Annotated in this window: 25 protein-coding genes; 22 read left to right on the top strand and 3 right to left on the bottom strand. The window is 69.3% G+C overall.

Annotation, left to right across the window (positions count from 1 at the left end; genetic code table 11):
- Positions 1-11: 11 nt before the first annotated feature.
- From mdh to ACZ5UM_RS00260, 6 genes are all read left to right on the top strand, one after another.
- Positions 12-959 (top strand): malate dehydrogenase, encoded by a 948-nt coding sequence (mdh, locus tag ACZ5UM_RS00285; RefSeq protein ID WP_464846022.1) that lies wholly within the window; start codon positions 12-14, stop codon positions 957-959.
- Between the two features lie 35 nt (positions 960-994).
- The gene (locus ACZ5UM_RS00280) at positions 995-2,314 is read left to right on the top strand and encodes a citrate (Si)-synthase (protein WP_464846020.1); all 1,320 of its coding nucleotides are present in this window, start codon (positions 995-997) and stop codon (positions 2,312-2,314) included.
- A gap of 407 nt (positions 2,315-2,721) precedes the next feature.
- Positions 2,722-3,774 (top strand): tripartite tricarboxylate transporter substrate binding protein, encoded by a 1,053-nt coding sequence (locus ACZ5UM_RS00275; RefSeq protein ID WP_464846019.1) that lies wholly within the window; start codon positions 2,722-2,724, stop codon positions 3,772-3,774.
- Positions 3,775-3,838: 64 nt separating this feature from the next.
- Complete coding sequence (locus ACZ5UM_RS00270) at positions 3,839-4,273, top strand: tripartite tricarboxylate transporter TctB family protein (RefSeq protein ID WP_464846017.1); 435 nt, start codon at positions 3,839-3,841, stop codon at positions 4,271-4,273.
- 3 nt (positions 4,274-4,276) lie between these two features.
- The gene (locus ACZ5UM_RS00265) at positions 4,277-5,800 is read left to right on the top strand and encodes a tripartite tricarboxylate transporter permease (RefSeq protein WP_464846015.1); all 1,524 of its coding nucleotides are present in this window, start codon (positions 4,277-4,279) and stop codon (positions 5,798-5,800) included.
- Positions 5,784-7,145 (top strand): MmgE/PrpD family protein, encoded by a 1,362-nt coding sequence (locus ACZ5UM_RS00260; protein WP_464846012.1) that lies wholly within the window; start codon positions 5,784-5,786, stop codon positions 7,143-7,145. The genes ACZ5UM_RS00265 and ACZ5UM_RS00260 overlap by 17 nt, the downstream gene beginning before the upstream one ends.
- 55 nt (positions 7,146-7,200) lie before the next feature.
- Here ACZ5UM_RS00260 and ACZ5UM_RS00255 read toward each other — a convergent pair whose 3' ends face one another.
- Entirely contained in the window at positions 7,201-8,025 is an 825-nt protein-coding gene (locus ACZ5UM_RS00255) for an isocitrate lyase/PEP mutase family protein (protein WP_464846011.1), read from the bottom strand.
- Positions 8,026-8,296: 271 nt separating this feature from the next.
- Between ACZ5UM_RS00255 and ftsH the strand changes: the two genes are divergently transcribed.
- From ftsH to ACZ5UM_RS00235, 4 genes are all read left to right on the top strand, one after another.
- The gene (gene ftsH / locus ACZ5UM_RS00250; protein WP_464846010.1) at positions 8,297-10,093 is read left to right on the top strand and encodes an ATP-dependent zinc metalloprotease FtsH; all 1,797 of its coding nucleotides are present in this window, start codon (positions 8,297-8,299) and stop codon (positions 10,091-10,093) included.
- Positions 10,094-10,362: 269 nt separating this feature from the next.
- The gene (proB, locus tag ACZ5UM_RS00245) at positions 10,363-11,151 is read left to right on the top strand and encodes a glutamate 5-kinase (protein WP_464846009.1); all 789 of its coding nucleotides are present in this window, start codon (positions 10,363-10,365) and stop codon (positions 11,149-11,151) included.
- Positions 11,152-11,154: 3 nt separating this feature from the next.
- Entirely contained in the window at positions 11,155-12,483 is a 1,329-nt protein-coding gene (locus ACZ5UM_RS00240; protein WP_464846007.1) for a glutamate-5-semialdehyde dehydrogenase, read from the top strand.
- A 263-nt stretch (positions 12,484-12,746) separates the two neighbouring features.
- Positions 12,747-13,457 carry an IclR family transcriptional regulator gene (locus ACZ5UM_RS00235; protein WP_464846005.1) on the top strand — a complete coding sequence of 237 codons (711 nt, stop codon included), beginning with the start codon at positions 12,747-12,749 and terminating at the stop codon, positions 13,455-13,457.
- Positions 13,458-13,501: 44 nt separating this feature from the next.
- On the opposite strand, the gene ACZ5UM_RS00230 is transcribed toward ACZ5UM_RS00235, so the two are convergent.
- The gene (locus ACZ5UM_RS00230; protein WP_464846004.1) at positions 13,502-14,335 is read right to left on the bottom strand and encodes a hypothetical protein; all 834 of its coding nucleotides are present in this window, start codon (positions 14,333-14,335) and stop codon (positions 13,502-13,504) included.
- Between the two features lie 181 nt (positions 14,336-14,516).
- Here ACZ5UM_RS00230 and ACZ5UM_RS00225 point away from each other — a divergent pair, with 181 nt between their 5' ends.
- The 6 genes from ACZ5UM_RS00225 to ACZ5UM_RS00200 all read left to right on the top strand — a co-directional run bounded on the left by ACZ5UM_RS00225 (position 14,517) and on the right by ACZ5UM_RS00200 (position 19,234).
- Entirely contained in the window at positions 14,517-14,990 is a 474-nt protein-coding gene (locus ACZ5UM_RS00225) for a MaoC/PaaZ C-terminal domain-containing protein (RefSeq protein WP_464846002.1), read from the top strand.
- A gap of 152 nt (positions 14,991-15,142) precedes the next feature.
- Positions 15,143-15,985, top strand: coding sequence for a fumarate hydratase (locus ACZ5UM_RS00220; RefSeq protein ID WP_464845999.1), 843 nt, complete (start codon positions 15,143-15,145; stop codon positions 15,983-15,985).
- Positions 15,985-16,578: a Fe-S-containing hydro-lyase gene (locus ACZ5UM_RS00215; RefSeq protein WP_464845997.1), complete on the top strand. Its 594-nt coding sequence runs from the start codon at positions 15,985-15,987 to the stop codon at positions 16,576-16,578. The genes ACZ5UM_RS00220 and ACZ5UM_RS00215 overlap by 1 nt, the downstream gene beginning before the upstream one ends.
- 263 nt (positions 16,579-16,841) lie before the next feature.
- Positions 16,842-17,963 (top strand): ADP-forming succinate--CoA ligase subunit beta, encoded by a 1,122-nt coding sequence (gene sucC / locus ACZ5UM_RS00210; protein ID WP_464845992.1) that lies wholly within the window; start codon positions 16,842-16,844, stop codon positions 17,961-17,963.
- Positions 17,964-17,969: 6 nt separating this feature from the next.
- Complete coding sequence (sucD, locus tag ACZ5UM_RS00205) at positions 17,970-18,842, top strand: succinate--CoA ligase subunit alpha (RefSeq protein ID WP_464845989.1); 873 nt, start codon at positions 17,970-17,972, stop codon at positions 18,840-18,842.
- Between the two features lie 176 nt (positions 18,843-19,018).
- Positions 19,019-19,234, top strand: a complete 216-nt coding sequence (locus ACZ5UM_RS00200; RefSeq protein WP_464845986.1) for a hypothetical protein — start codon at positions 19,019-19,021, stop codon at positions 19,232-19,234.
- Here ACZ5UM_RS00200 and ACZ5UM_RS00195 read toward each other — a convergent pair.
- Positions 19,178-19,648, bottom strand: a complete 471-nt coding sequence (locus tag ACZ5UM_RS00195; RefSeq protein WP_464845984.1) for a hypothetical protein — start codon at positions 19,646-19,648, stop codon at positions 19,178-19,180. The two genes, ACZ5UM_RS00200 and ACZ5UM_RS00195, sit on opposite strands and share 57 nt — an antisense overlap.
- Before the next feature lie 53 nt (positions 19,649-19,701).
- On the opposite strand from ACZ5UM_RS00195, the gene ACZ5UM_RS00190 reads away from it, so the two are divergent.
- The 6 genes from ACZ5UM_RS00190 to ACZ5UM_RS00165 all read left to right on the top strand — a co-directional run bounded on the left by ACZ5UM_RS00190 (position 19,702) and on the right by ACZ5UM_RS00165 (position 25,545).
- Positions 19,702-20,658: an SIR2 family protein gene (locus ACZ5UM_RS00190; RefSeq protein ID WP_464845982.1), complete on the top strand. Its 957-nt coding sequence runs from the start codon at positions 19,702-19,704 to the stop codon at positions 20,656-20,658.
- 87 nt (positions 20,659-20,745) lie between these two features.
- On the top strand, positions 20,746-21,342 hold the full coding sequence (locus tag ACZ5UM_RS00185) for a sigma-70 family RNA polymerase sigma factor (RefSeq protein ID WP_464845981.1): 597 nt from the start codon (positions 20,746-20,748) through the stop codon (positions 21,340-21,342).
- On the top strand, positions 21,339-22,517 hold the full coding sequence (locus ACZ5UM_RS00180) for a hypothetical protein (RefSeq protein ID WP_464845980.1): 1,179 nt from the start codon (positions 21,339-21,341) through the stop codon (positions 22,515-22,517). The genes ACZ5UM_RS00185 and ACZ5UM_RS00180 overlap by 4 nt, the downstream gene beginning before the upstream one ends.
- A 329-nt stretch (positions 22,518-22,846) precedes the next feature.
- Positions 22,847-23,425, top strand: coding sequence for a phosphate propanoyltransferase (gene pduL / locus ACZ5UM_RS00175; RefSeq protein ID WP_464845978.1), 579 nt, complete (start codon positions 22,847-22,849; stop codon positions 23,423-23,425).
- A gap of 219 nt (positions 23,426-23,644) precedes the next feature.
- On the top strand, positions 23,645-24,433 hold the full coding sequence (locus ACZ5UM_RS00170) for a DNA-methyltransferase (protein ID WP_464845977.1): 789 nt from the start codon (positions 23,645-23,647) through the stop codon (positions 24,431-24,433).
- Between the two features lie 17 nt (positions 24,434-24,450).
- Positions 24,451-25,545, top strand: a complete 1,095-nt coding sequence (locus ACZ5UM_RS00165) for a hypothetical protein (RefSeq protein ID WP_464845974.1) — start codon at positions 24,451-24,453, stop codon at positions 25,543-25,545.
- Positions 25,546-25,811: the final 266 nt, after the last annotated feature.

The following is a 25,811-nucleotide window of genomic DNA, read 5'->3' as shown; positions in this document are numbered from 1 at the left end:
GCTAGGACGGGATGAAGCGCAACAAGATCGCGATTATCGGGTCCGGGTTCACCGGCCAGGGAACCGCTGTGTTCGCGGCCGCCCGCGGCCTGGGCGATATCGTGCTGGTCGACCTGCCCGCGAGGGAGAACTACGCCAAGGGCGTCGCCCTGGACCTGATGGAGGCCATGCCCGTGTACGGCAGCGATACCCGCGTGACGGGCACGGCTGACTACGCCGACATCGCCGGGGCGGACGTGGTGGTCATCACCGCCGGGGTTCCCCGCAAGCCCGGCATGAGCCGTGAGGACCTGGTCAACACCAACGCGGGCATCGTGAAGGACGTGGCCCAGAAGGTGGCCAAGTACGCCCCCGACTCGGTCATCATCGTCCTCACCAACCCCGTGGACTCCATGACCTACGTGGCCCTGAAGGCCTCAGGCTTCCCCAAGAACCGGGTGATCGGCCAGTCCGGCGTGCTGGACACGGCCCGCTTCCGCACCTTCCTGGCGGAGGCCATCGGCTGCTCGTTCCAGGACGTGGTGGGCTGCGTGCTCGGCGGCCACGGCGATGACATGGTGCCGCTGGTGCGGTACACCTCGGCGGGCGGCATCCCGGTGGAGAAGCTGCTTCCGAAGGAGACCATCGACGCCATCGTCGAGCGCACCCGCAAGGGCGGCGGCGAGATCGTCAACCTCATGGGCACCTCGGCCGGCTATGCGCCGGGGATGGCCCTGGTGGAGATGATCGACGCCATCCTGAACGACCGCAAGCGCATCCTGCCTTCCATCGCCTATCTGGAGGGCGAGTACGGGTACAACGACATGTGCCTGGGCGTGATGACCGTGCTCGGCGGGAGCGGCCTGGAGCGGGTGATCGAGCTCGACCTGACCGACGAGGAGAAGGCTGCGCTGGACAAGGGCGCCCAGGGCGTCAAGAAGCTCATCGAGATGCTGAAGGCCGGCGTGCTGGCGCAGTAGGCCAAAGAGATCGAGACCGAGGGGGGAAGGGGATCGTGTCTCAGCTGAAAGCGACCCTGGCACGGAAGATCGAAGAGCATCGCCCTCGGACCCAGCGCCTGCTGAAAGAGTTCGGCCACGTCGTCATCGATGAGGTGACGATTGCACAGGCCATCGGCGGGGCGCGGGATGTCCGCTGCCTGGTCACCGACATCTCCTACCTGGATCCGCTGGAGGGGATCCGCTTCCGCGGCAAGACCATCGCCGAGACGTTTGAGGCGCTGCCCAAGGCGCGCGATGGGGAGTACCCGACGGTGGAGGCCTTCTGGTTCTTCCTCCTGACCGGCGAGGTTCCCACCCAGGAGCAGGTGGACGAGGTCGTGGAGGAGTGGAAGCAGCGGCGGATCGTGCCGTCGTACGTCTACGACGTCATCCGGGCGCTGCCCAAGGACAGCCATCCCATGACCATGCTCTCCGCCGGCATCCTGGCCATGCAGCGGGAGTCCAAGTTCGCACAGTACTACCATTCGGGCGAGTACAACAAGCAGAAGGCCTGGGAGTACATGTACGAGGACGCGAGCGATCTGGTGGCCCGCATCCCCATGATCGCCGCCTACATCTATCGCTACAAGTACAAGGACGACGTGCACATTCCGCCCGACCGCGACCTGGATATGGGCGCGAACTTCGCCCACATGATGGGCGTCCCGAAGCCGTATGACGACGTCTCCCGCATGTACTTCATCCTTCACTCCGACCACGAGTCGGGCAACGTCTCCGCCCACACCGGCCACCTGGTGGCCTCGGCGCTCTCCGACGCCTACTACGCCTACTCGGCGGCGCTGAACGGCCTCGCCGGCCCGCTGCACGGGCTGGCCAACCAGGAGGTCCTCCGCTGGATCATGGACTTCCAGAAGAAGCTGGGCGAGGGCGTGGAGCCGACCCGGGAGAACGTCACCCAGGCGCTCTGGGATACGCTCAACGCCGGCCAGGTGATTCCGGGTTACGGCCACGCGGTCCTGCGCAAGACCGACCCGCGCTACACCGCGCAGCGGGAGTTCTGCCTGAAGCACCTGCCCGACGACCCGCTGTTCAAGCTGGTCAGCATGATCTACGAGGTCGCCCCGGGCGTGCTGATGGAGCACGGCAAGGCCAAGAACCCCTGGCCGAACGTCGACGCCCAGTCCGGCGTCATCCAGTGGCACTACGGCGTGCGGGAGTGGGACTTCTACACCGTGCTGTTCGGCGTGGGCCGGGCCCTGGGGATCATGGCCAACATCACCTGGGACCGCGCCCTGGGCTACCCGATCGAGCGGCCGAAGTCCGTCACCACCGACATGCTGGAGGAGTGGGCGGCGGCCGGCGGGCGCAAGTAGAGAGCCGGTTTCGCATGGGCCCCGGGAGGGGACGCAGCGCGCGTCTCCTCCCGGTCTTTTTTTGCTTCATGGGGAAGTGGTGCAGCCCAGCGGTCGACATCTATGAGTCTGCATCGCCCGTAAGTGAAGCCATACCGAGATGCAACACCCAGGTGCAACACCCGGGTGCAACACCCAGGTGTGACACTCAGGTGCAAAGTGTTCCGAACAATGGCTTTAAAAACAGATTTTAAATCTATAGGAGGAGTTTAAACAGTCGCGGCCAATTAAATGTTCTCTAAGCTGGGTTGCAGATCTTTGCGTCGGCCCGAAACACCTCAGGCTGTGTCCCGCCGCCGAGGTCTGGGGCGCACAGGATCAACACCGCAACGTAAATGGTCGGCTGAATCTTACGGGAGGTATTCGGTATGGCGTGTCGTTCCCGGGGTTACGTGTTCACCGCGCTGGCGGTGATCCTCTTGGTGCTCCTTTCCGCCTGCTCTTCCAGTCCGTCGGCCGCGCCGGGCTCACAGGACTCCCAGCCGCAGCAGTCTGCAGGCAGCAAGTACCCTGACAAGCCCATCATCGTCATCGCCCCGGCCGGCGCCGGCGGCGGCTGGGACCTGACGGCCCGCACCACCGCCAAGGTCCTCACCGAAGAGAAGCTGGTCCCCGTCAGCATGCCGGTGGAGAACCGGACCGGCGGCGGCGGCGCCATCGCCCTGGAGTACGTCGTGAATGAGAAGAAGGGCGATGGGAACACCCTGGTGGTCTACTCGCCGCCCCTGTTGCTGATTCACCTGAACGGTACCACGCCCAAAAGCTTCCGCGACCTCACGCCGCTGGCCCAGCTCTTCACCGATTACCAGATCATCGCCGTAAAGGCCGACTCCAAGTACACCGACATCAACCAGTTGATGGAAGACCTGCGGCAGAACCCGCAGGCGGTCACGGTGGGCGGCGCCTCGGCGCCGGGCTCCATGGACCACCTCTCCTTCATGCTGCCCGCCTTCAAGGCCGGGGTCTCCATCAAGGATGTGCCTTACGTCAGCTTCCCCGGCGGGGCTGAGCTGACCGCGGCGCTGCTGGGCGGATCTATTGAGGTCGCCTCCACCGGCGTGGGCGAGCTGGTCGGGCAGCTGGAGGCCGGCACCATCCGGGCGCTGGCGATCACGGCGCCCCAGCGCTACACCGACCCGCGCCTGAAGGACATCCCAACTCTGAAGGAGATGGGCATCGACGCCGAGTTCGAAGTCTGGCGCGGCATCTTCGGTCCGCCCGATATGCCCGAGGACGCGAAGGCGTTCCTCTCCGACGCCCTGGAGAAGATGGTCCAGACCCAGGCCTGGAAGGACGCCCTGGCGCAGTACAACTGGGCGCCGGCCTACCGCAACGCCGAGGAGTTCGCCGCCTTCCTGGAGTCGCAGGAGGCTCAGATGGCTGAACTGCTGCAGATCATGGGCCTGCTGAGCAAGCAGTAGCGCCTGCACGACCGGGAGGCAGGCGCGCCCTGCCTCCCGCCAACCATTCACAGGAGGTGTTGCTGTGAACCGGGCGGTATCCGCCGCGCTGATGCTGCTCGCGCTCCTGTACACGCTGGCCGCCTGGCGGCTTCCGCGCTTCCAGATGTCCACGGTGGTTGACGCGCACGTGTTCCCCGTCACCATCGGGATCGTCCTCTTTGTCCTGTCCGTCCTGCTCTGGTTCAGGGGCCAGACCGTCCTCCGCCTGCCCGAGCGGCTGGGCCCGCCGGCGATCATTGCCCTGCTCATGCTGCTCTACGCCTTGCTGCTGCAGCCCCTCGGCTTCGTCGTGTCCACGACCGCCTTCATCATGGCCGGGGCGGCAGTGCTGGGCTGGCGGCGCTGGGCGGCGGCCTTTCTCGTGGCCGCCGGCTTCTCGGTCGGCACCTACTACGCCTTCGTCCGCCTGCTCGCCGTTCCGCTGCCGGCCGGAATTCTGCCGTGGCTGGGAGGGTAGCGCATGGAGATCCTGCAACTACTGGCAGACGGCTTTGCCGCTGCACTCCGACCGGAGAACCTCCTCTTTGCCTTCCTGGGCGTCCTGGCCGGCACGGTGGTCGGCGTGCTTCCCGGCCTCGGACCCATCAGCGCCGTGGCCCTGCTGTTGCCGGTCACCTTCAGCCTGAATCCCCTCACTGCGATGATCATGATGGCCGGGGTGTACAACGGCGCCATGTACGGCGGCAGCACCACCTCGATTCTGCTGAACACCCCCGGCGAGTCCTCGTCGGTGGTCACCACGCTGGACGGGTACCAGCTGGCCCGGCAGGGGCGGGCCGGAAGCGCCCTGGGCGTGGCCGCCATCGGTTCCTGGATCGCCGCCACCCTCGGCATCATGTTCATGATGCTCATGTCCCCGACGCTGGCCCGCTGGGCCCTCGGGTTCCAGCCGGCCGAGTACGCCGCCCTGATGATCCTCGGCCTCACCACCGTCTCCGGCTTCGCCGAGGACGGCGCCACGATGGTGAAGGCGCTGATCAGCATGGTGCTGGGGCTGATGCTGGGCACGGTGGGGCGCGACCTGCAGACCGGGACGCTGCGCTTCACCTTTGGCATGCCCTCGCTGTCGGACGGGATTGACTTCCTCGTCCTCTCGCTGGCGCTGTTCGCCATAACCGAGGTGCTCTGGGAGGCGGGAGAGGCAGTGCTGGCCCAGCGGGTCGCCCTCAGGGGCAGCGTCTACCCCACCCGCGACGATCTGAAGAAGGCAGCCATACCGATGCTCCGCGGCGGCCTCCTGGGCTTCTTCCTGGGCATCCTGCCCGGCGTCGGCGCCTCCACCAGTTCCTTCATCAGCTACGGGCTGGAGCGCAACCTCTCGAAGAACCCTGAGAAGTTCGGCAAGGGAGCCATCGAGGGCGTCGCCGGACCTGAAGCGGCCAACAACGGGGCGGCCATCGGCGCGATGGTCCCGCTCCTCACGCTGGGCCTGCCCGGGTCCGGCACCACGGCTGTCATGCTGGGCGCCCTGATGATGTTTGGGCTGCAGCCAGGGCCTCTTTTGATCCCGAATCACCCGGAGCTTTTCTGGGGCCTGGTCGCCTCGCTCTACCTGGGCAATATCCTGCTGCTCATTCTGAACCTGCCCATGATCCGGCTCTTCGTGAAGATCCTGGACGTGCCCAAGGCGCTGCTGCTGCCGTTGATCCTGGTTCTCTCCTTCATCGGCGTGTACGCCCTCTCCAACAACCCGTTCGACCTGTTCCTGCTGCTGGGCCTGGGACTGGTGGGCGTGCTGTTGCGCGCCCTGGGCTTCCCGCCGGCGCCGATGGTTCTCGCGCTGGTGTTGGGCCCCATGCTCGAGCAGACGATCCGCCAGGCGTTGATCATCTCCAGGGGCAATCCTGCTATCTTCGTCACCCGGCCGATATCCGCGGTCATCCTGGCCCTGTCGGTCGCCGCGCTGGTCGTGCCCACCGTGATCGCCCGCATCCGAAACAAGCGTCGCAATGGAAAGGAGAATGCCCATGCCCACTCTGGCTGAGCGGCTGGCCACCTATGCCGCCAACCTGACCTACGACGCCATCCCCGAGAAGACCCGCCACGAGGCCAAACGCCGGGTGATCGACTCCCTGGCCTGCGCCCTGGGCGCCTTCACGGCTGAGCCACCCAAGATCGCCCGGGCCCTCGCGCGGGAGCTCGGCGGCCACCCGTCCGCCACCGTCTTTGGCACCTCGCTGCGCACCGCACCGGACCTGGCGACCTTCGCCAACGGGCTGGCCATCCGCTATCTGGACTACAACGACACCTACCTCTCGCTGGAGCCGGCCCACCCCAGCGACAATATCGCCGCGGCGTTGGCGGTGGCCGAGAGCGAGGGGCGCGACGGCCGCGCCCTGATTGAGGCGATCGTGCTGGGCTACGAGATCCAGTGCCGGCTCTGCGACGCGGCGTCCATCCGCAGCCGGGGCTGGGACCACGTCACGTACGGCGCCCTCTCCTCGGCGCTTCTCGCCGGCAAACTTATGTCGCTTTCCGTCCCCGCCCTCGTCCACACCCTGGGCCTCGCCGCTACCCCTAATGTGGCGCTGCGCCAGACCCGGGCCGGAGAGCTCTCGATGTGGAAGGGCGCAGCCTTTGCCAACGCCGCCCGGAACGGCGTCTTTGCCGCCCTTCTCGCCAAGCACGGCATGACCGGTCCGGCTCCCATCTTCGAGGGAGTCATGGGCTTCATGAAGCAGGTGTCAGGACCCTTTGAACTGCCGGCCCTGGGTGGTGAGAACGATGACTTCATGATCGACCGAACCTACATCAAGCACTTCCCGGCCGAGTACCACTCCCAGGCCGCCATCGAACTGATCCTGCAGATGCGGGCTCAGCACGGCCTCCGGCACGAGGAGGTGGAGGCGATCCGCGTCCACACGTTCAAGGCGGCGGTGGAGATCATCGGCGGAGAGCCGGAGAAGTGGCGGCCCAAGAGCCGGGAGACGGCGGACCACAGCATGCCGTACTGCGTGGCCGCGGCCCTCATCGACGGCACGATCACCCAGGCGCAGTTTGCCCCGGAGCGCATCGCTGACCCCTACATTCAGGCCTACCTGGACCGGATCACCGTGGTCGAGGATCCGGAGCTGACGGCCAAGTACCCGGACGGGATCCCCACCCGGATCGAGGTCGTGCTGAAGGACGGTCGGGTCATCGCCGAACGGGAGGATTACGCCCTGGGGCATCCCAACAACCCCATGCCGGACGCCATGGTGGAGCAGAAGTTCCGGGAGCTGGCGGCGCCGCTGCTCACCGAGCGGCAGCAGGAGCGCCTCCTGGATGCGCTGTGGCATCTCGAAGAGGTGAAGGACCTCTCCGCCGTGCTGGCGCAGGCGGTGGTATGACGAATGAAGGACGGGCGCCCCGCCCGATGTGCTCATCGGACGGGGCGCCCCCTTTTCAAGCCTTGTACCTCTGCTCCAGCTCCTGGAGTTCCGGCAGCCGGACCAGGCGCTGCCGTTCCTCCCAGGTGACCATCGGGATCCCGGTGCTGCTCCCCTGCCGGGCCAGGGTGAGCGCGGCCTCCGCCGCGGCCTTCAGGGCGGCGCGGGGGATGGCGTTGGCGTAGAGGACCAGGGCGAAGCCCAGGGCCGCGAGTTCCTCTCTCCCCAGGAGGGGGGTCTTCCCGCCCTCTACCATGTTGGCCACCTGGGGCCAGGGCAGGCCTCCGATCCGGCGCAGCGCCTCCACATCAGGCGGGGCCTCGATGAAGGTCGCGTCGGCTCCGGCCTCCCGGTAGAGGTGGGCCCGCTCGATGGCGGCGTCCAGCCCCTCCACGGCGATGGCGTCCGTGCGGGCGATGATCACCAGGTCAGGGTCGGTGCGTGCGTCGACGGCGGCCCGGATCTTCTGGACCATCTCCTCCGCCGGGATCACCTCCTTGCCGGCGAAGTGGCCGCAGCGCTTGGGGAAGATCTGATCCTCGAGGGTCAGTCCGGCGGCGCCGGCCCGTTCCAGCTCCCTCACGGTGCGCATGACGTTCAGCGGCCCGCCGAACCCGGTATCAGCGTCCACCAGAACGGGAATTCCGACGGCCGAGACCACCCGGGCCGTTACTTCACACAGTTCGGTCAGGGTCACCAGACCGTAGTCAGCCAGACCCAGTTCCCAGTTGGAGACTCCCGCCCCGCTCAGAAACAGGGCGGCAAACCCGGCGTTCTCGACAACCCGTCCCAGGATGGCGTTGGGCACACCGGGGACGATGGTGGCGCGCCCCACCTCCATGAGGCGCCGAAAGCGCGTGGTGTTGCGAATGGCGTTTTCCCCCTTATGGCGGCATTTACTCGAAAGAATACATCATCTAAACATTCAGTTCCTTCCACCTACCCCTGGCGCGACCCACCTTGCAGGCACATGACCGTGCATGCCCCGGGCGGGCCGCCCGCTTCCAGGCACGCTGGACGGGCCGGCCGAATAGGATTCGGAAGCAGACCGAACCTGATGGCGGCCCTCTCCGTGTATAGAGGGGAGACGGCGCCGAGCGGGAGGTGAGTCGATGCCGGCGGTGGTGCGGTGGTGGGCGGGGGCGGCCCTGCTCCTCGCGGCCCTGCTGATCGGGCGGCCGGCCGCGGCACTGGAGGTCCCGGAGGTGGCCTATACCGAGTTTGTCCGGGACGTGCAGGCGCGCCGGGTCGCGCACGCGCGCATCACCGGCCAGCGGCTGGAGGCGGCCTACCGCGACGGTTCGACCCGGGTGGTGATCCTGCCCCCGGCCGATGTCCGCCTGCCGGCCCTCCTCATGCAGTACGGCGTGCGGGTGGAGTACGCCCGGCCGGCGGATTGGGCGCTGCCCCGGATGCTGCTCCGTCTGGTGCCGCCGCTCCTGATCCTCGGCGCCATTCTCTGGGTGACCCGCCGCCCCGCGGGCGGCAGGGGCGGGCTGCTGACGATGGAGCAGAGCCCCGCGCACCTCTACCGGACGGGCCGGGGCGAGGTGACCCTGCAGGACGTGGCCGGGCTGGACGAGGTGAAGGCGGAGCTGCAGGAGGTCATCGACTTCCTGCGGGAGCCGGAGCGGTATGCGGCCATGGGCGCCCGCATCCCCCGGGGCATCCTGCTCTCCGGTCCCCCGGGGACGGGCAAGACCCTGCTGGCCCGCGCCCTGGCCGGCGAGGCGGGGGTGCCGTTCTTCTCCGCGTCCGGCTCCGAGTTCGTGGAGGTATACGCGGGCACCGGCGCCGCCCGGGTGCGGGCGCTCTTTGCGCGGGCCCGCCAGTCGGCCCCGTGCATCGTGTTCATCGACGAGATCGACGCCCTGGCCCGCCGGCGCGGCGTCAGCCTCAGCGGCGGCGCCGAGGAGCGGGAGCAGACCGTCAACCAGCTGCTGGTGGAGATGGACGGCTTCGAGAGCGGCGAGGGGGTCATCGTCGTGGCCGCGACCAACCGGCCGGACGTGCTGGACCCTGCAATCCTCCGGCCGGGCCGGTTCGACCGGCACCTGACGGTGGACCCGCCCGACCGGAAGGGGCGGGAGCAGATCCTGGCGGTGCACGCCCGGGAGAAGCGGCTGAGCCGGACGGTAGCCCTGGCGGAGGTGGCCCGGCTGACGCCCGGTTTCACCGGGGCGGATCTCGCCAACCTGCTCAACGAAGCGGCCCTGCTCGCGGTGCGCGCGGGCGAGCGGGAGATCGGCTGGTCGCAGGTGGCGATGGCTCTGGAGCGGGTGGCCACCGGGGGACCGCCCCGCCGGGTGCGCGCCGCTGCGGCTGACCGGGTGCGGGCCGCCTACCACGAGGCCGGCCACGCGCTGGCGGGCCTCGCCCTGCGGGGGCCGGGAAGCCTGGTGCGGGTGTCGGTGCTGCCCTACGGGCGGGCGTTCGGCCACACGCGCTTTCGGGACCGCGACGAGGAGCGGTACCTGCACAGCCGGCGGGACCTGCGGGACCGGCTCACGGAGCTGATGGCCGGCCGGGCGGCGGAGGAGCTGGCCCTGGGCGAGCCCAGCGCCGGCGCGGCGGACGATCTGGAGCGGGCCACCCGGCTCGCCCGCGCGATGGTGACCCGCTGGGGCATGCACCCGGAGATCGGTCCGCTGCGGCTCCAGGACGAGGCCGAGGGGGAGGACGCCCGGCGGCGGGCGGACCGGGCGGTGCGGGCGCTGGTGGACGAGGCCCGCGGAGCGGCCCTGGCCCTGCTGGCGGCCCGCCGGCCTGCGCTGGAGCGGCTGGCTGCGGCCCTGCTGGAGCGGGAGCGGCTGGAAGGTGCAGAGGTCGAGTCGCTGCTGGAGTTGACACCCGCCGCAAACCCCGATATAATCGTGGCTAATACTTCAGGCGATGAAGGGAACCAGTAGAAGGGCACCAGCCCTACGCAGAGAGCCGGGCCGTGTGGTGCAAGCCCGGCTGGGCGCTGGCCTTCGAACCCATCCCGGAGCTGGCGGCGATGAGCCGTCCCGGGAAGCCCGGCCCGTTATCCCCGGGGGCGCCTGGACTCGGGCGCTGCGGAATGAGTGGGCGCGCGGGCAGACACCCGCGGCTCAGGCTGGTGGTACCACGGGAGAACACCCCGTCCGGCATGGACGGGGTGATTTTATTTGAACGACCTGATCGGGAGGCGGCGGGGTTGCGTACGCGTCTGCGGCAGTGCAAGCGGATCATGATCAAAGTGGGTACATCGACGCTGACCCATCCTGGCGGCCACCTGCACCTTGGCCGCATGGAGGCGCTGGTGCGCCAGATCGCCGACCTGCACTTCGAGGGGCGGCAGGTCATCCTGGTCACCTCCGGCGCGGTCGGGGCCGGCCTCGGCCGGCTGGGCCTCACCGAGCGGCCCGCGGAGGTGGCGGCCAAGCAGGCCCTGGCGGCGGTGGGCCAGGGGCTCCTGATGCAGCGCTACGAGCAGCTCTTCGGCGAGTACGGACTGGTGGTGGGGCAGGTCCTGCTCACCCGGGAGGACCTGGAGGACCCGAACCGGCGGGCGTCCTCAGCCCAGGTCATGGAGCGGCTCCTGGAATGGGGCGTGATCCCCATCGTCAACGAAAACGACACGGTCACCAGCGAGGAGATCCGGGTCGGCGACAACGACACGCTGTCCGCCCGGGTGGCCGCGCTGGTGCGCGCGGACCTCCTCATCCTGCTTTCCGATGTTGACGGCCTCTACCCGGCGGACCCGCAGTTTCACCCGGGGCTCGCACCGCTTTCTGTGGTCTCGCCGGACGACGACCTGGACCGCATGGCCGGCGGGCCCGGCAGCGCGAACGGCACGGGGGGCATGGTGACGAAGATCGCGGCCGCCCGCATCTGTGCCGACCACGGCATTCCGATGGTCCTGGCCTGCGGTGAGCGGCGGGACGTGCTGCGGCGGGTGATGGCCGGTGAGGAGATCGGCACATTATTCATTCGGGAGGGGTAGGCAGTGGACGTGCGGAGCATGGCCCGGCAGGCCCGGGCGGCCCAGCGGCGGCTGGAACTGACCGCCGCGGAGGAGCGGAACGCAGCGCTGGAGGCGATCGCCCGCGCCCTGGAGGCGCAGGCCGAACAGATCGTGGCGGCCAACCGGGCGGATCTCGCCGCCGCGGAGGCGGCCGGCCTGCCCGGCCCGATGATCGCCCGGCTGCGGCTGGACGAGGGGAAGCTGGCGGGGGTGATCCGCGGCGTGCGGGCGGTGGCCGGGTTGCCGGACCCGCTCGCGGCGGAGCCCGAGGCATGGATCCGGCCCAACGGGCTGCGCATTCAGCGGGTGCGCGTGCCGCTGGGCGTCGTCGGGATCATCTACGAGTCTCGCCCCGGGGTCACGGTGGACGCGGCCGTCCTCTGTCTGAAGGCGGGCAACGCGGTGCTGCTGAAGGGCGGCAAGGAGGCGGCCCGTTCCAACGCCGCCCTGGGCGAGGCGATGGCGGCGGGGCTCCGGGCCGCGGGGCTGCCGGTCGAGCTGGCCCAGGTGCTGCCCTCCTCCCGGGAGGCGGCCCAGGCGCTGATGGCGGCCCGGGGGCTGGTGGACGTGCTGATCCCCCGGGGCGGCGCGGGCCTCATCCGGGCCACGGTGGAGCAGTCGCAGGTGCCGGTGATCGAGACGGGCACGGGGGTCTGCCACGTGTACGTCCACGCGGCCGCCGACCTCGCCATGGCCCGGGAGATCGTCCTGAACGCCAAGTGCTCCAACCCCGCCGTCTGCAACGCCGCCGAAACGCTGCTGGTGGACCGGGAGGTGGCCACGCAGTTCCTGGCCGAAGTGGGGCCGGCGCTGGCTGCGGCCGGGGTGCGGCTGCGGGCCTGCCCCGAGGCCCTGCCGCTGCTGCAGGAAGCGGGAGCCCGGGCAGCCGCCCGGCCTGACGCCCAGGATGGGGCCGGGTACGGTGCCGGGGCTGCCTCCGGGCCTGGTGTCGGGACAGCGGTGGAGCCGGCCACGGAGGACGACTGGGCGGCGGAGTACCTGGACCTCTGCCTGGCGGTGAAGGTGGTGGGCGGCCTGGACGAGGCCCTCGCGCACATCGCCCGGTACGGCACGGGCCACTCGGAGGCCATCATCACCGCCGACGCGGCGGCGGCCGGCCACTTCCTGCGGTCGGTGGATGCCGCGGCGGTCTACCACAACGCCTCCACGCGCTTCACCGACGGCGGCGAGTTCGGCTTCGGCGCCGAGATCGGCATCTCCACTCAGAAGCTGCACGCGCGGGGGCCGATGGGGCTGGCCGAGCTGACGACGTACAAATACGTGGTGCTGGGATCCGGACAGGTGCGCTGATCGATCGTAAAGCGCGATCAATCTCCCGCGAGAATTCAATCAATTAGTGCGGAACGGCGTTCCCGCTGGTGGAACGTACTGTGGTAGAATGGGGAGCGAGGTCACTGTTCCACCGGCGGGGGCGGGGAGCTGGAGACCCGTTCGCGCCAAAGGCATGCAGTCGGGTCCGGAGGCGGCCGGGGTGGGCTGACCGTCCGCTTTCGGGGCGACTCCCTCAGAGGGGAGGGAGATGGCTGAGGGAAGAGGGACAAACCATCCGGTCCGTGGAGCGCGCCCTGGACGTCCTGCTCTGCTTCGCCGGCGAGCGGGGCGGCCTGGGCGTGACCCAGATTGCGGAGAAACTGGGCCTGTACAAGTCCACCGTGCACCGGATCCTGGCGGCGCTGGAGTCGCGGGGCTTCGTGCGCCGCGACGAGGCGACCGGCCGGTACCACCTGGGGCTGAAGGCGCTGGAACTGGCCCAGGTGTACCTCTCCTCCGGCGACCTGCCGACCATCGCCCTGGGCGAGATGCTGCAGCTGCGGGACCTGGCGCAGGAGACCGTGAGCCTCTACGTCCGCGACGGATCGGAGCGGGTGCGCGTGCAGCGTGCGGAGGGCCCGCTGACGGTGCGCCGCGTGGTCGGGCTGGGTGAGCGGCTGCCGCTCTACCTGGGCGCGTCCGGCAAGATCCTGCTGGCCTGGTGCCCGCCGGAGGTACGGTCGCGCATCCTCGATGAACAGCTGCCCCCGGGGTTCGACCGGGCCGAGCTGGAGGCCCGGCTGGCCGAAGCCCGGGCGCAGGGCTGGGCCCTGAGCCTGGAGGAACGGGAAGAGGGCGTGGCTTCCGTGGCCGCGCCGGTCATCGACCGCGCCGGACGGTGCGTCGCCGCGCTGGCCATCTCGGGTCCGGTGAACCGGTTCGATGACGAGCGGGTGGCCCTGTTCAGCCGCGCCGTGCAGACGACGGCACGGGCCATCGGGATGAAGCTCTAGAAACTTAAAGCGAACGGGGCCATGCCGTGCAGGCATGGCCCCGCTCACATCCGGGCGATGCGGCGGAAAGTATGGACGCAGGCGCCGGCGAGCCCCAGCGCGCCGGCCGCCGCCACGGCCAGTGCAGCGGGATGAACCGGCTCCGGGTCAGGCGGGCAGAAGCCCGTCTGGTCCGGGCGGGTGTTGCGCCGGCATCGGGCCACAAACCTCTGCAGGTCGGCCCGGACCTGCTCGTAGGTGTAGAGCCGCCCGGATTCGATGCCGGGGATCTCCATCCAGCTCAGGTACACCAGGTACTCCGTTTCCCCGTGGCGCAGGTAGAAGAAGTCCAGCGGCCCGTAGCCCACCAGCCGGGCGCCGGAACGGGCGGGCAGCAGGGACAGCCCCTCGTGAAGGTCCGCGCCGGGTCCGCCGAGCTCAACGAAACGGTACCCTGCGTCGTCCCGCTTCAGCGTGAGCTGTGTGATCGGCCGTCCGCCGCCGGAGACGACGAACGTCACCAGATCGAGGCTGCGCAGGGCCTCCGCCAGCGTGTCGGCGCCGCGGGCCACCGCTTCGCTGTCCAGGGCGGAGACCGGAAGCGGATCCGCCACCGTCGCTTTCCGCGCCTCCTCCACACTGGCAAACCCCATCCCTTCGAGCATGTCGAAGAGGTAGACGCTCACCCGGTCGGCCAGGATCCGACGGGCCGCCTGGGTGGCCTCGTCCGGGTCGAGTTCGGGGACGGGCGTCGCGGCCGCCGCGAGGGCCTGACCCGGAACGGCCGCCCGGGCCGCCTCCGCAGAAGCCGTCGCCAGGGCGCTGCCGGGCGCCGCGGCGGCGATCCCCCAGAGCAGCGCAGCGGCCAGGGCCAGCCGGCCTGACAGGGAACGGTTCACCTGTGCCACCCCCTTCGCAATATTCGACGGGCTCGGGCTCGGATGACGTTTCAGAGGAGTTGTCCGGCCGGCAACGACGGGGTCCCGGCGGCCGTACCGTATGCGCGCTGGCCGACGCACGGCTGCATTGATCAATTCAGCGTGTTATTATTAGTCGTGAAGTTGGCAAAGGGGTGATCGCATGAGCCTGTTCTGGGACGACCTGGGGATGAGCTTTGACCAGCTTTACGTGGGTCAGAAGGCGACGTACAGCCGTAAGGTGAGCAAGCAGGATGTGCTGCAGTACATGAGCCTGTCGGGAGATCTCAACCCGCTCTACGGCGACGCGACCTACGCCGGGCGAACCACCTACGGCCACCCGATCGTGCCCGCCAACATGCTGGCGGGGTTTGCGATGGGGGCCGTGGCCGCCGTCTTGCCGGGGCTCGGGTCCATCACCCACGCGCACAGCTACCGGCTCCTGCACCCGCCCCGCATCGGCGACGAGGTGACCGCGGAGCTGGAGGTCGTGGCGCTTCACCCGGAGTCGCAGCGGGCCACCATCCAGTACGTGATCCGCGACCAGAACGGGCGTGAGCTGCAGAACGGGACCATGGAGGTGGAGCCTCCGCAGCAGCTGAAGCCCCTGCTCAACCACGATTACGAGACCTTTTGACCTATGGACGAGCGCTTTCGTGTCACGAAATACCTATAACCGAAATACTTTGGGGCTGACTTAAGCCGTTGGATTTGCTAGAGTGGTGGTAGGATTGAAATTCACCCCTGTATACAATGGGGTAGACCCGGGCGCTCGAGGAGGAGGAAGACGTGCGGGAGATTCACGTAGACCAGGTGGCCGACGCCGTCGCCCGCCTGGTGCAAGAGGCGAACTTCAAGCTGTCGGATGACGTGGTCCGGGCGCTGTCGCAGGCGCAGTCGCTGGAGGAGGCCCCGGTGGGCCAGACCGTGCTCTTGCAGATCGTGGAGAACTACACCATCGCCGAAACCGAGCAGGTACCGATGTGCCAGGACACCGGCGTCGCACTGGTCTTCCTGGAGATCGGGCAGGACGTGCACCTGGTGGGCGGCGACCTGTACGAGGCCGTCAACCGGGGCGTCGCCCGGGGCTACACCGAGGGCCGGCTGCGCATGTCGATGCTGAACGACCCTATCAAGCGGGTCAACACCCGCAACAACACGCCGGCGATGATCTATGTCGACATCGTGCCCGGCGACAAGCTGAAGATCAAGGTCGACACCAAGGGCGGCGGCTCTGAGAACATGAGCCAGCTTCGCATGCTGCCGCCGTCAGCCGGCTGGGAAGGGGCCAAGCGGTTCATCGTGGAGACCGTGGCCGCGGCGGGTCCCAACGCCTGCCCGCCGCTCATCGTCGGCGTGGGCGTCGGCGGCAACTTCGACAAGTGCGCCCTGCTGGCGAAGAAGGCGCTTCTGCGCGAGGTCGGCTCGCACCATCCCGACCCCGACTGGGCCGCCCGGGAGCAGGAGCTCCTGGAGGAGATCAACAAGCTGGGCGTCGGCCCGATGGGGCTCGGCGGCACCGTGACGGCGCTGGCCGTGCACATCGAGGTCATGGGCTGCCACATCACGGCGCTGCCCGTGGCGGTCAACATCGAGTGCCACAGCCACCGGCACAAGGAGGTGACGCTCTGATGGCCAGGATCCACGTGACCACGCCCATCACCCCCGAGCAGGTGCGGCAGATCCGCGCCGGCGACGAGGTGATCATCACCGGCGAGATCTACACGGCCCGTGACGCCGCGCACAAGCGCATGGTGGAGGACCTGGCCGCCGGGCGGCCGCTGCCCTTCAACCCCGAGGGGGCGGTGATCTACTACGTGGGGCCGACGCCGCCCAAGCCCGGCCAGGTCATCGGCTCGGCCGGCCCCACCACGTCCTACCGCATGGACAAGTACACGCCCGAGATGCTCCGCCAGGGCGTGCGGCTCGTCATCGGCAAGGGCTACCGCGGCGATGAGGTGAAGGCCGCGCTACAGCAGTACGGCGGCGCCTACCTGGTGGCCACCGGCGGCGCCGGGGCGCTGCTCGCCCGCAAGATCGAGGAGGCGGAGGTCATCGCGTACGAGGACCTGGGTGCGGAAGCCATCCGCCGCCTGCGGGTGCGGGAGTTCCCCACCATCTGCATCAACGACGCCTACGGCGGCGACCAGTATTTCGCCGGGCAGTCCCAGTGGGTGAAGCCCGACGCCATGGTGAAGCCGAAGCCCCCCGTGGCCTCTGAATAAGCGCAGGTGCTGTCAGGCCCCGGCGGCTCGGTTGAGCGGCCGGGGCCTCTTCTCGTGCGAAGGACGGGACGGGCGGGCATGCTACCGGAGGGACAGGATGCGAGCAGCCCGGGGCGGGCCCGGCTCCTTCGGGCGTAAGCATTCATTTTACCCATATATTTGACGGTCCATGCGATTTCCAAACCCAGGGTATCTGTGGTAGAATTCGCGGGAGCGTACTGGTCCCGGAACGCCATCGATCCCAATCACGTGGAGGTGGGCGGATGAAGCTGTACGAGTATCTGGCCAAGCGGATGTTCGCGGAGCACGGCGTCCCCACGGGAAACGGCATTGTCTGCACCACGCCTGAAGAGGCGGAGGAAGCCGCGCGCAAGATCGGCCCGTGCGCCATCAAGGCGCAGGTGCTGGTGGGCGGCCGCGGCAAGGCCGGCGGCATCAAGCTGGCCAACACGCCCGAGGAGGCGCGGGAGCGGGCCCGGGAGATCCTGGGCATGAACCTGAAGGGGTACATCGTGGACAAGGTCCTGGTCGACCCCCAGATCAAGATCGAGAAGGAGTACTACGTCTCGATCACCCTCGACGGCATGGCCAAGAAGCCGCTGATCATGGCTTCCGCGTACGGTGGCGTGGAGATCGAGTCGGTCCCGCACGACAAGATCGTCTTCGAGCACGTCGACATCGCCACGGGGCTGATGCCGTTCCAGGCCCGCGAGATCGCCCGCAAGATCGGCCTCACCGGCGACCTGGCCGATCAGTTCACCAAGATCCTGATCGGGCTGTACCAGGCCTTCCGCAAGTACGACGCCGAGCTGGTGGAGATCAACCCGCTCGCGCTGACCGATAACGGCACGCGGCTCATCGCCGCCGACGGCCGCTTCAACGTGGAGGATGACGCCCTCTTCCGCCATCCCGAGTTCCCGCGGGTGGAGGAGGGCACCGAGCTGGAGAAGAAGGTGCGCGCCATCGGCCTTGCCTTCGTCCAGCTGGACGGCGACATCGCCGTCATGGCCAACGGGGCCGGCATGGCGATGGGCACCCTCGATACCCTGGCCTACTACGGCGGCCGTCCGGCCAACTTCCTCGACGCCGGCGGCGGCTCCGGCGTGGAGCCCACGGCCCAGGCCTTTGACGCGCTCCTGGGCACCAAGCCCAAGGCCATCTTCGTCAACATCTTCGGCGGCATCACCCGCTGCGACCTGGTGGCGGAGGCCATCGTCCAGGTGAAGAAGGCCAAGGGGATCGACGTGCCGCTGGTCGTCCGCATGGTGGGCACCAACGACGTGCGCGGCCGGGAGATTCTGGCCGAGGCGGGCATCCAGGCGTACACCGACATGGGCGAGGCGGCGAAGGCCGCGGTCGAGGCCGCGTACGGCAAGGGGGCGTAGAGAAGCATGGCAGTCATCATCGACCGGAACACGCGCGTCATTGTTCAGGGCATCACAGGTTCCCAGGGGCAGTTCCACACCGGCCAGATGCTGGCCTTCGGCACCAACATCGTCGGCGGCGTCAACTTCAAGAAGGCGGGACAGCAGGTCCACGGCGTGCCCGTCTTCGCCACCGTCCACGAGGCCGTGGAGAAGACCGGGGCCAACGCCTCCGTGATGTTCGTCCCCGCGCCCGGCGTGAAGGACGCCGCCTTCGAGGCCATCCACGCGGGGATCAAGGTGCTGGTGCTCATCCCCGAGCACGTGCCGACCCAGGAGACCATGGAGATCATGGCCTACGCCAGGCAGCACGGCGTGCGGGTCATCGGGCCCAACACCTTCGGCATCATCTCGCCCGGCGAGAAGGTCAAGATGGGCATCATGCCCAACCACATCTACAAGCCCGGCCCGGTCGGCATCGTGGCCCGTTCGGGCACCCTGTCCTATGAGATCGCCTACAACCTGTCCAACGCGGGTTACGGCCAGACCACGGTCATCGGCATGGGCGGCGACCGGGTCATCGGCACCAACTTCGTCGATGCGCTGGAGCTCTTCAACGCCGACCCCGAGACCGAGGCGATCGTCATGGTCGGCGAGATCGGCGGCATTCAGGAGGAGCTGGCCGCGGAGTACATCAAGGAGCATGTGCGCAAGCCGGTGGTGGCGTACCTGGCCGGCAAGTCCGCGCCGCCCGGGAAGCGCATGGGCCACGCCGGCGCGATCATCGAGGGCAACCGGGGCACCTACGGGTCCAAGGTGGAGGCCCTCACCGCCGCAGGCGTCAAGGTGGCCGCCCTCCCCTGGGAGATCGTCGACCTGGTGCGCGAGGCGCTGAAGTAGGCGGGAGATTCCCCGTCAGGAACCTGCGGGGCAGCAGCACGGCGGCTGCTGCCCCGCGTCACTTCCCGGCAAGCCGGCGGGTGTGCCGGGCCTGCCAGGAGATTTGACCGCTGCAGTAGAATTGACAACCTGAGATGATGCCGGTGATGCAGTTGACGAGGAGGGACCACAGTCCGATGCACACTGCCGAGGTCGGGCGCCGGTACAGGCTGGTGCGCAACTTCGAGATCCACGACCCGGATACGGGCACGCTGAAGTACCTGATCCGCGCCGGTGAGGTCGTAAAGGTCAGGAAGATCGAGGAGGAGAAAGACCTGATCTATCTGGAGGGGATCTCAGCACCGGCTTTCCTCAGAGCCTTCCAGATGCACATCGCGCCCGCGGACGAGTGACGGGTGGGGCAGGCCGAGCGGATCGCCGGTCTGCCCTTTGGCCGCCCGGCCCATCGCCAGCACGGTCAGCAGGGTGCAGAGGAGGGCGGCCCAGCGGAACAGCTCGGCGTTCAGGTGCCAGGCCTGGTTCAGCAGGGGGACGCCGGTGTGGTACCAGGCCCGGTACCAGACCTCCGCCAGCAGCGAGAGCGCCAGCAGGAGCCCGTTGGCCTGGAGGGCCCAGACGAGGCCGGCGCGCGCGTGGTGCGCCACAAACGGCGAGCGGCCCCGGGCGCCGATCCAGAGCAGGCAGGCCAGGAGGAGCCCTGCAGGCACCGTGTAGAGCCAGTCCGGCACCGCCCGGATCGTCAGGGGCAGGCGGATCGCCCCGGTGTACGGAAGCACGGCGAGGACGCGTTCTGGCAGACGCGGCAAGGAAAGCACCTCCATTGGGCAGGATTGCCCCGCGGACGGGCAGACTATGCCCCATGGATGTGTATCTGTTCGGCGCCGGCGCCTCCGCGGCCGAGGGCGCGCCGGCCACCCGCGATCTCTTCCCCATGGCCTGGCGGGATCTGGGTCCCCGCTTCGATCCCCTGGTGCAGGAGGTCTGGGATTTCCTCGGGGCCGTGTTTCAGCGTCCGGTGAGCGGTCCTGAGGCGTTCCGGCACCTGCCGTCCCTGGACGAGGTGATCAGCCTGGTGGACTGGTCGCTGCACGCGGACCAGGGGCTGGGGCCGGAGTACGATCCGCCCCGGCTCTACCGCGTCCGCCAGGCACTGGAGCACCTGGTCTGCTCCGTGCTGGACGCGGTGCGGGACCGCCAGCGGCCCGACGCCGGTCCCCACGCCCGGTTCGCCCGGTCCCTGTCCGCCCGGGACCCGGGCAGCTATGCCCTGCTCTCCCTCAACTACGACACGCTGCTGGACGACGCGCTCCGGGCGGCCGGGCTGCGGCCCGATTACGGCCTGGAGCCGGGGGAGCCGTCCGGTCCGCTGCTGTTGAAGCTGCACGGATCGCTGAACTGGGTGCACTGCCCGGCGTGCGATCACGTCGCCGCCCTGCGGGAGCAGGTGGCCCACCTGCTGCCCCGCTCGTCCGGCCTCGCCTGCGCCCGGTGCGGGAGCCGCCGCCTGGCCGGGGTGGTGATCTCGCCGACGTGGCTGAAGCGTTACTCGCCCGGCCGGCTCACCCGGGTGTTCGAGCACGCTCTGGAGGCGGTGCGGCGGGCGCGGCGCCTCGTCATCATCGGCTATTCGATGCCGCCTGCGGACGTCGCGGTGCACCACCTGCTCCGGCGGGGCCTGCTCACCCGGGCGCACCCGGCGCCGCCCAAGATCGTGGTAATCACCCGCCGCCCGTCGGAGGCGGTCATCGACCGTTTCCGGCGGCTGTTCGGGCCCGGCGTCGAGTTCGACTGCAGCGGATTCCACGGCCAGGCGTGACGCTTCGGGCCGTGCGTCAAAACTGACAGGACCGCGTAACCTTTTGCGCGCCCGCTCCGTTAATCGCTGTGGAGCGAGTACCGGGAGGTGCGGTACCGACGGGAGGGACCGCCTACGCATCGCCCAGAGGTATTGGAGGCGTACAGCGATGAACAGCGCCTGGTCCAGCGGGCCCAGCGCGATCCCGAAGCCTTCGGAGAGCTGTACGATATGCACTTCGATCGTATTTATGCGTATATCCATCGGAAGACGGGAGACCGTCAGGTGGCGGAGGACCTGACCGCCGATACCTTCCTGAAGGCGCTCGCTCACATCCAGAGCTACCGCTACACCGGGCAGCCGTTTGCCGCCTGGCTCTACCGCATCGCCTCCAACGTGGTCATCGACTACTACCGGGTCCACCGGCCCACGGTGCAGCTGGACGAAGGGCTGTCGGCATCCGGATCGGGACCCGGGCCCGAGGAGGCGGCGCTGGCCCTCGATGACCGGCAGGCGGTGAGCCGGGCGATGCAGGCGCTCTCCCCGGACCAGCAGGACGTTATCCTCATGCGGTTCGCCGGGGATATGAAGCTGAAGGACATCGCAGTGGCCATGGGCAAGACCGAGGGGGCCGTGAAGGCGCTCCTGTTCCGGGCTCTGGGCACGCTGCGGAGGAAGCTGAGCGAAAGCGGGGTGCAGCCGTGAACCGCTACGCCGACATCACGGAACTGATTGCAGAACAGGCTGCTGATCCCAGCGAGCAGAAGGCGCTGGAGGCGGTGGCCCGCCGGGCCGCGCGTGAACTGGAACGGCCGGTGCCCTACCGGCCCGAGTTCAAGGCGGCGCTGCGGCAGGAGCTGCTGCAGGCGGTGCGCCGGCGCCTGCGCCCCTGGTATCGGCGGCCCGCCGTGGTGGGCCCCGGGTTCGCAGCCGTGGCCGCGGCCGTGGCGCTGGTGATCGGCCTGCAGCTTTCCCAGCCGCCCGCGCTGCAGGGGCCCGGAGAGCTCGCCGGGCGGGCACCGGCGCCGTCGGCCGATCCGGGGCCGTCGGCCGTGCCCGGACCGTCGGCCGAACCCGGACCGCCGGCCGAACCGGCGCCGCCTGCGGCCCAGGGCGGCCAGGACACGCCTTACCTCGTGTCGCTCCCGGCCGACCTGCCGGAAGTCCGGCTGGCCGACGAGCGCATCGGCGCAGACCGGCTGCTGGGGGCTGCGGGCGCGCATGTGATCGGCAGCGTGCAGCTGATGCGGCTGACGGCCCGTCCCGGCGAGGCCGACTTCCGGGCGATGGCGACCCGGCTGGGTTTCCGCGGCGAGAGCCGGCGCACGGACCGGGGCTGGGTGGTGACCGACGAGGACCGGTCGCTGACCATGACGACCGACGGGACGGTGCAGTACGCCGACCTGTCTGAGCCGCCTGAGGTCGAGGCGCCGGTGGATGCGCAGGCCGCCGGCCAGGCCGCCCGGCGGTTCCTGGACCAGGCCATGCTGCCGGTGCACAGCCAGCCCGATATCTCGCCCCGGGAAGACGGCTTTGTGGTCGTCTACACCGAGCAGGTGGAGGGGCGGCCGGTGGTCAACGCCCGCACGGAGATCGCCGTGAACCAGGCCGGCACGGTGGTGCGCGCCCGGGCGTACGTGGCGTCGGGCGTCACCATCCACGCCACTTACACGGACTTCGTCACCGAGCAGGAGGCCCTGGACCTGGCCGGGACTCGGGGGGGCAGCTTCCGGGAGGCCGAGCTCGTCTGGGTGCGCAGCGTGGGCGAGGGGACGGTCTACCTGCAGCCGGCCTGGCGGGTGCTGGGCACCAACGCCCAGGGCACGCCGGTGGCCCGCTATGTGGGCGCCCTGACGCCGGAGGAGACGCCGGCCGAGTGACGGCCGCGCATTCGCACGGCAGACACGGTGGGGCGGCACCTTCGCCGGGAGCGGCGGGGCGCCGCCCCTTCTGACGGCTGCCGCCCGGCCGGGCGGACCGGCGGCACAGCCGTCGCGCGGACACAGGGCGTGCGAGAGCCGCGGCGGGGGCAGGTGACGCGCGGGAGCCGCCGCCGCTCGGGGCTCTGCGCGTGCGGGAGCGACCGCCGGGTGGAAACGCTTGTGCCTGGGGAAACATATTGCTGCAGGAGAGCGGGGGCGAGTGGCGAAACCATTGGCATCCGACCCTGTCCATGGATCGAGGTAACGTAGGAGGTAGGGATTCATACATGGCTGAAGCACGCACAACGGTCATCAACGTCAGCGCCCGGCACGTTCACCTCAGCCCCGAGCACGTCGAGGCCCTCTTCGGGCCGGGCTACCAGTTGACGGTGAAGAAGGAACTGATGCAGCCCGGGCAGTTTGCGGCGGAGGAGACCGTTGCCGTTATCGGGCCGAAGGGGTCGTTCCCGCGGGTACGGGTGCTGGGCCCGGCGCGGGGCAAGTCGCAGGTGGAGATCTCCGCCACCGACGCGCGCACCCTCGGGGTGCCCGCGATGGTGCGGCTCAGCGGGAACACGGCCGGCACGCCGGGGGTCATCCTCGAGGGGCCGAAGGGCCGCGTCGAGCTGAAGGAAGGCGTGATCGTGGCCCAGCGGCACATCCACATGACGCCGGCGGACGCGGAGAGGTACGGTGTGACCGACGGCCAGGTGGTCCGGGTGAAGACCCGGGGCACCCGCCCGCTCACGTTTGACGACGTCGTCGTCCGGGTGCGGGAGGACATGGCCCTGGAGATGCACATCGATACCGACGAGGCCAACGCCGCCGGCCTGAAGGACGGCGACATCGGCGAGATCCTGCCGTAACGTCTGCAGCCGGAACCCGACCGGGGGAGCGATCCCCCGGTCTGCTGCTGTTCCGCCGGAATCCGCCGGGTGGGCGCTGGCATATCCTAAGAAGACGCGCCAATGATTAGGAGGAATTTCGCGCCCCGGCGCGAAATAGTACCAGTCAGAACCATTGCAGATGTTACCCACTGCCATCGACCCCGACCCGGCGGTCGGAGGATGACGGGAGGCCGGTGCATGTTCGCCAATCGCATCTATAACGCTGACGCCCGAGACATGAGCTTCATCCCCGACGGGGTGGTGGACCTGGTGGTAACCTCACCGCCCTACAACGTCGGGAAGAACTACGCCACCCACGACGACTGCCTGTCGATGGAGGAGTACCTGGCCATGCTGGAGCAGGTATGGCGGGAGTGCTACCGGGTTCTGGCGCCCGGGGGCCGCATCGCCATCAACGTGGCCGGGGTCGACCGCAAGCCCTACCTGCCCCTGCACGCCTACATCACCCTGCAGATGAACCGGCTGGGATTCCAGATGCGGGGCGAGATCATCTGGAACAAGGGCGCTTCGGTGGGCGTCTCCACCGCCTGGGGCTCATGGTGCAGCCCCTCCAACCCCACCCTGCGGGACCTGCACGAGTACATCCTGGTCTTCTCCAAGGAAGACTGGCGCATGCGCCACCGGGGCGAGACCGACCTCACGCCCGAGGAGTTCGTGACCTATACAAAATCCATCTGGGAGTTCCCCACGGTCTCCGCGAAGAAGGTGGGCCACCCCGCGCCCTTCCCGCTGGAGTTGCCAAGTCGCCTCATTAAGCTCTACACTTATAAAGGTGATGTGGTGCTCGATCCCTTCAACGGCAGCGGCACCACCTGCCAGGCGGCGGCCCTCCTGGGTCGGCGCTGGATCGGCGTCGACCTCGATCCCGGCTACTGCGCCCTGGCGGAGAAAAACATGCGCGCCCTGCTCGGGGGCGCCGGCGGCGGCACCGAACCCGGCGCTGCTTCTGGCGTGGCCGGAGCATGAGGCCAGAAGGGGTGGAGATGATGGCAGGGCAACCGGTCCCCTACCTGCGTCCGGCGCTGCAGGCGCTGGTGCGCGGCCCGTGGCGGCAACTCTGGCTCGTCTCCCCCAGCCTGCACATTTCGGCCCTGCAGGGGCTGCTCCCGGAGCTCGAACGGTCCGGGGCGGAGATTCGGGTCCTGACCGACCTGTCGCACCAGGCCATCGGCGACGGGCGGGTCGAGCTGACGGCGCTGCAGCGCCTGCGCCGCCTGGAGGGCTGCGAGGTGCGGTGGCAGGCGGATCTCGGCGCCTGCATCTACGCGGCCGACGTCGGCGGGGCTCTGGTCGGCAGCGGCCCGCTGACCCCGGAAGGGCTGGAGGGCCCGCGCCACTACGGCGTGAAGCTGCCTGACATGGCCCCGCTGCTTGCCGACCTGGAGCACTGGTGGGAGTCGGCGCGCCGGCTGTCGCCACAGGAGTGGGAGGCGCTGGAGGAGCGTGTGGGGCTCAGGCGGAACGCCCTGCGCATTGGCGCGGAGATCGCCCGGCTGGGGGCGTTCGTGCGCGTGAGCGCCCACGGCACCCGGCGGAGCCGGCGGCTGGACCCCCGGGACTTCGGGGTGCTCGCTCTGGGAAGCGCCCGCCTGCGCCCGATGGACGTGACGCTCTGCCGGCTCGACCCGGTGATCCGGGCGAAAGACGAGCTGGACGCCATCCTGGACGAGCGGGGGCTGGAGTGGAACGGCCAGTACCTGGTGCCCCGCTACTTCCTGGAGCAGGAGTGGCCGGCGATCTTCGCGGCCCGGGAACGGCAGCTGGCGGCGGACCTGCGCTCGCCGGAGCAGCAGGCGGCGGTGGAGGCGCAGCTGGCCGAGGCCCGCAGCGCCATCGCCTCGTGGCTGGGCGACCTGTACCCCTTCGTCGACGCCGGCGGCCTGCCCGCGGACCAGTGGGTGGCCGAGCAGTGCCGGCGGCTGGTGCCGGAGGGGATGGCCGGCGCGGTCTGCGCCGAGGCCGGTCTGCAGTACCGGGTGCTCACCATCCTGCCGGAGGACGCCCGCTCCATCGCCGAGCTGGATGAGCTGCTCAGAGACCCCCGCCTCCGGTCGGTGCAGCTGACGCTGCCGATCTGAGTGTGGCCGTGGCGTTCCAGCCCGTGCCGCTGACGTGGGTGGCTGGAACGCGACCGTTGCTTGCCCCTCCGTGCACCTGGCGTCAGCGGTCTGAACCCGGCCGTTGCTGCCCGACCGTGCACCTGGCGTCAGCGGTCTGAACCCGGCCGAATCCTGCCTTCCCGTACGGCTGCCCCTGGCGATCTGCGATCGGCCCTTCAGAACGTAACCGCCCTGCGGCTCCGGCCGCAGGGCGTTGCGCGTTCAGGGGGGGTACTTTGCGACAC

The sequence above is a fragment of the Symbiobacterium ostreiconchae genome (genome assembly GCF_055396975.1).
Note: the sequence above shows the minus strand (reverse complement) of the source record. Positions and strands in the feature narration are given on the sequence as shown.

Bases quoted from the DNA above. Each gene is read 5' to 3' on its own strand.
- ACZ5UM_RS00200 (WP_464845986.1), top strand. From the start codon at position 19,019: ATGCACACTGCCGAGGTCGGGCGCCGGTACAGGCTGGTGCGCAACTTC.
- sucD (WP_464845989.1), top strand. From the start codon at position 17,970: ATGGCAGTCATCATCGACCGGAACACGCGCGTCATTGTTCAGGGCATC.
- ACZ5UM_RS00275 (WP_464846019.1), top strand. From the start codon at position 2,722: ATGGCGTGTCGTTCCCGGGGTTACGTGTTCACCGCGCTGGCGGTGATC.
- ACZ5UM_RS00255 (WP_464846011.1), bottom strand. From the start codon at position 8,025: ATGGAGGTGGGGCGCGCCACCATCGTCCCCGGTGTGCCCAACGCCATC.
- ACZ5UM_RS00190 (WP_464845982.1), top strand. From the start codon at position 19,702: ATGGATGTGTATCTGTTCGGCGCCGGCGCCTCCGCGGCCGAGGGCGCG.
- ACZ5UM_RS00165 (WP_464845974.1), top strand. From the start codon at position 24,451: ATGATGGCAGGGCAACCGGTCCCCTACCTGCGTCCGGCGCTGCAGGCG.
- ACZ5UM_RS00265 (WP_464846015.1), top strand. From the start codon at position 4,277: ATGGAGATCCTGCAACTACTGGCAGACGGCTTTGCCGCTGCACTCCGA.
- sucC (WP_464845992.1), top strand. From the start codon at position 16,842: ATGAAGCTGTACGAGTATCTGGCCAAGCGGATGTTCGCGGAGCACGGC.
- ACZ5UM_RS00170 (WP_464845977.1), top strand. From the start codon at position 23,645: ATGTTCGCCAATCGCATCTATAACGCTGACGCCCGAGACATGAGCTTC.
- ftsH (WP_464846010.1), top strand. From the start codon at position 8,297: ATGCCGGCGGTGGTGCGGTGGTGGGCGGGGGCGGCCCTGCTCCTCGCG.
- mdh (WP_464846022.1), top strand. From the start codon at position 12: ATGAAGCGCAACAAGATCGCGATTATCGGGTCCGGGTTCACCGGCCAG.
- pduL (WP_464845978.1), top strand. From the start codon at position 22,847: ATGGCTGAAGCACGCACAACGGTCATCAACGTCAGCGCCCGGCACGTT.
- ACZ5UM_RS00225 (WP_464846002.1), top strand. From the start codon at position 14,517: ATGAGCCTGTTCTGGGACGACCTGGGGATGAGCTTTGACCAGCTTTAC.
- ACZ5UM_RS00215 (WP_464845997.1), top strand. From the start codon at position 15,985: ATGGCCAGGATCCACGTGACCACGCCCATCACCCCCGAGCAGGTGCGG.
- ACZ5UM_RS00260 (WP_464846012.1), top strand. From the start codon at position 5,784: ATGCCCACTCTGGCTGAGCGGCTGGCCACCTATGCCGCCAACCTGACC.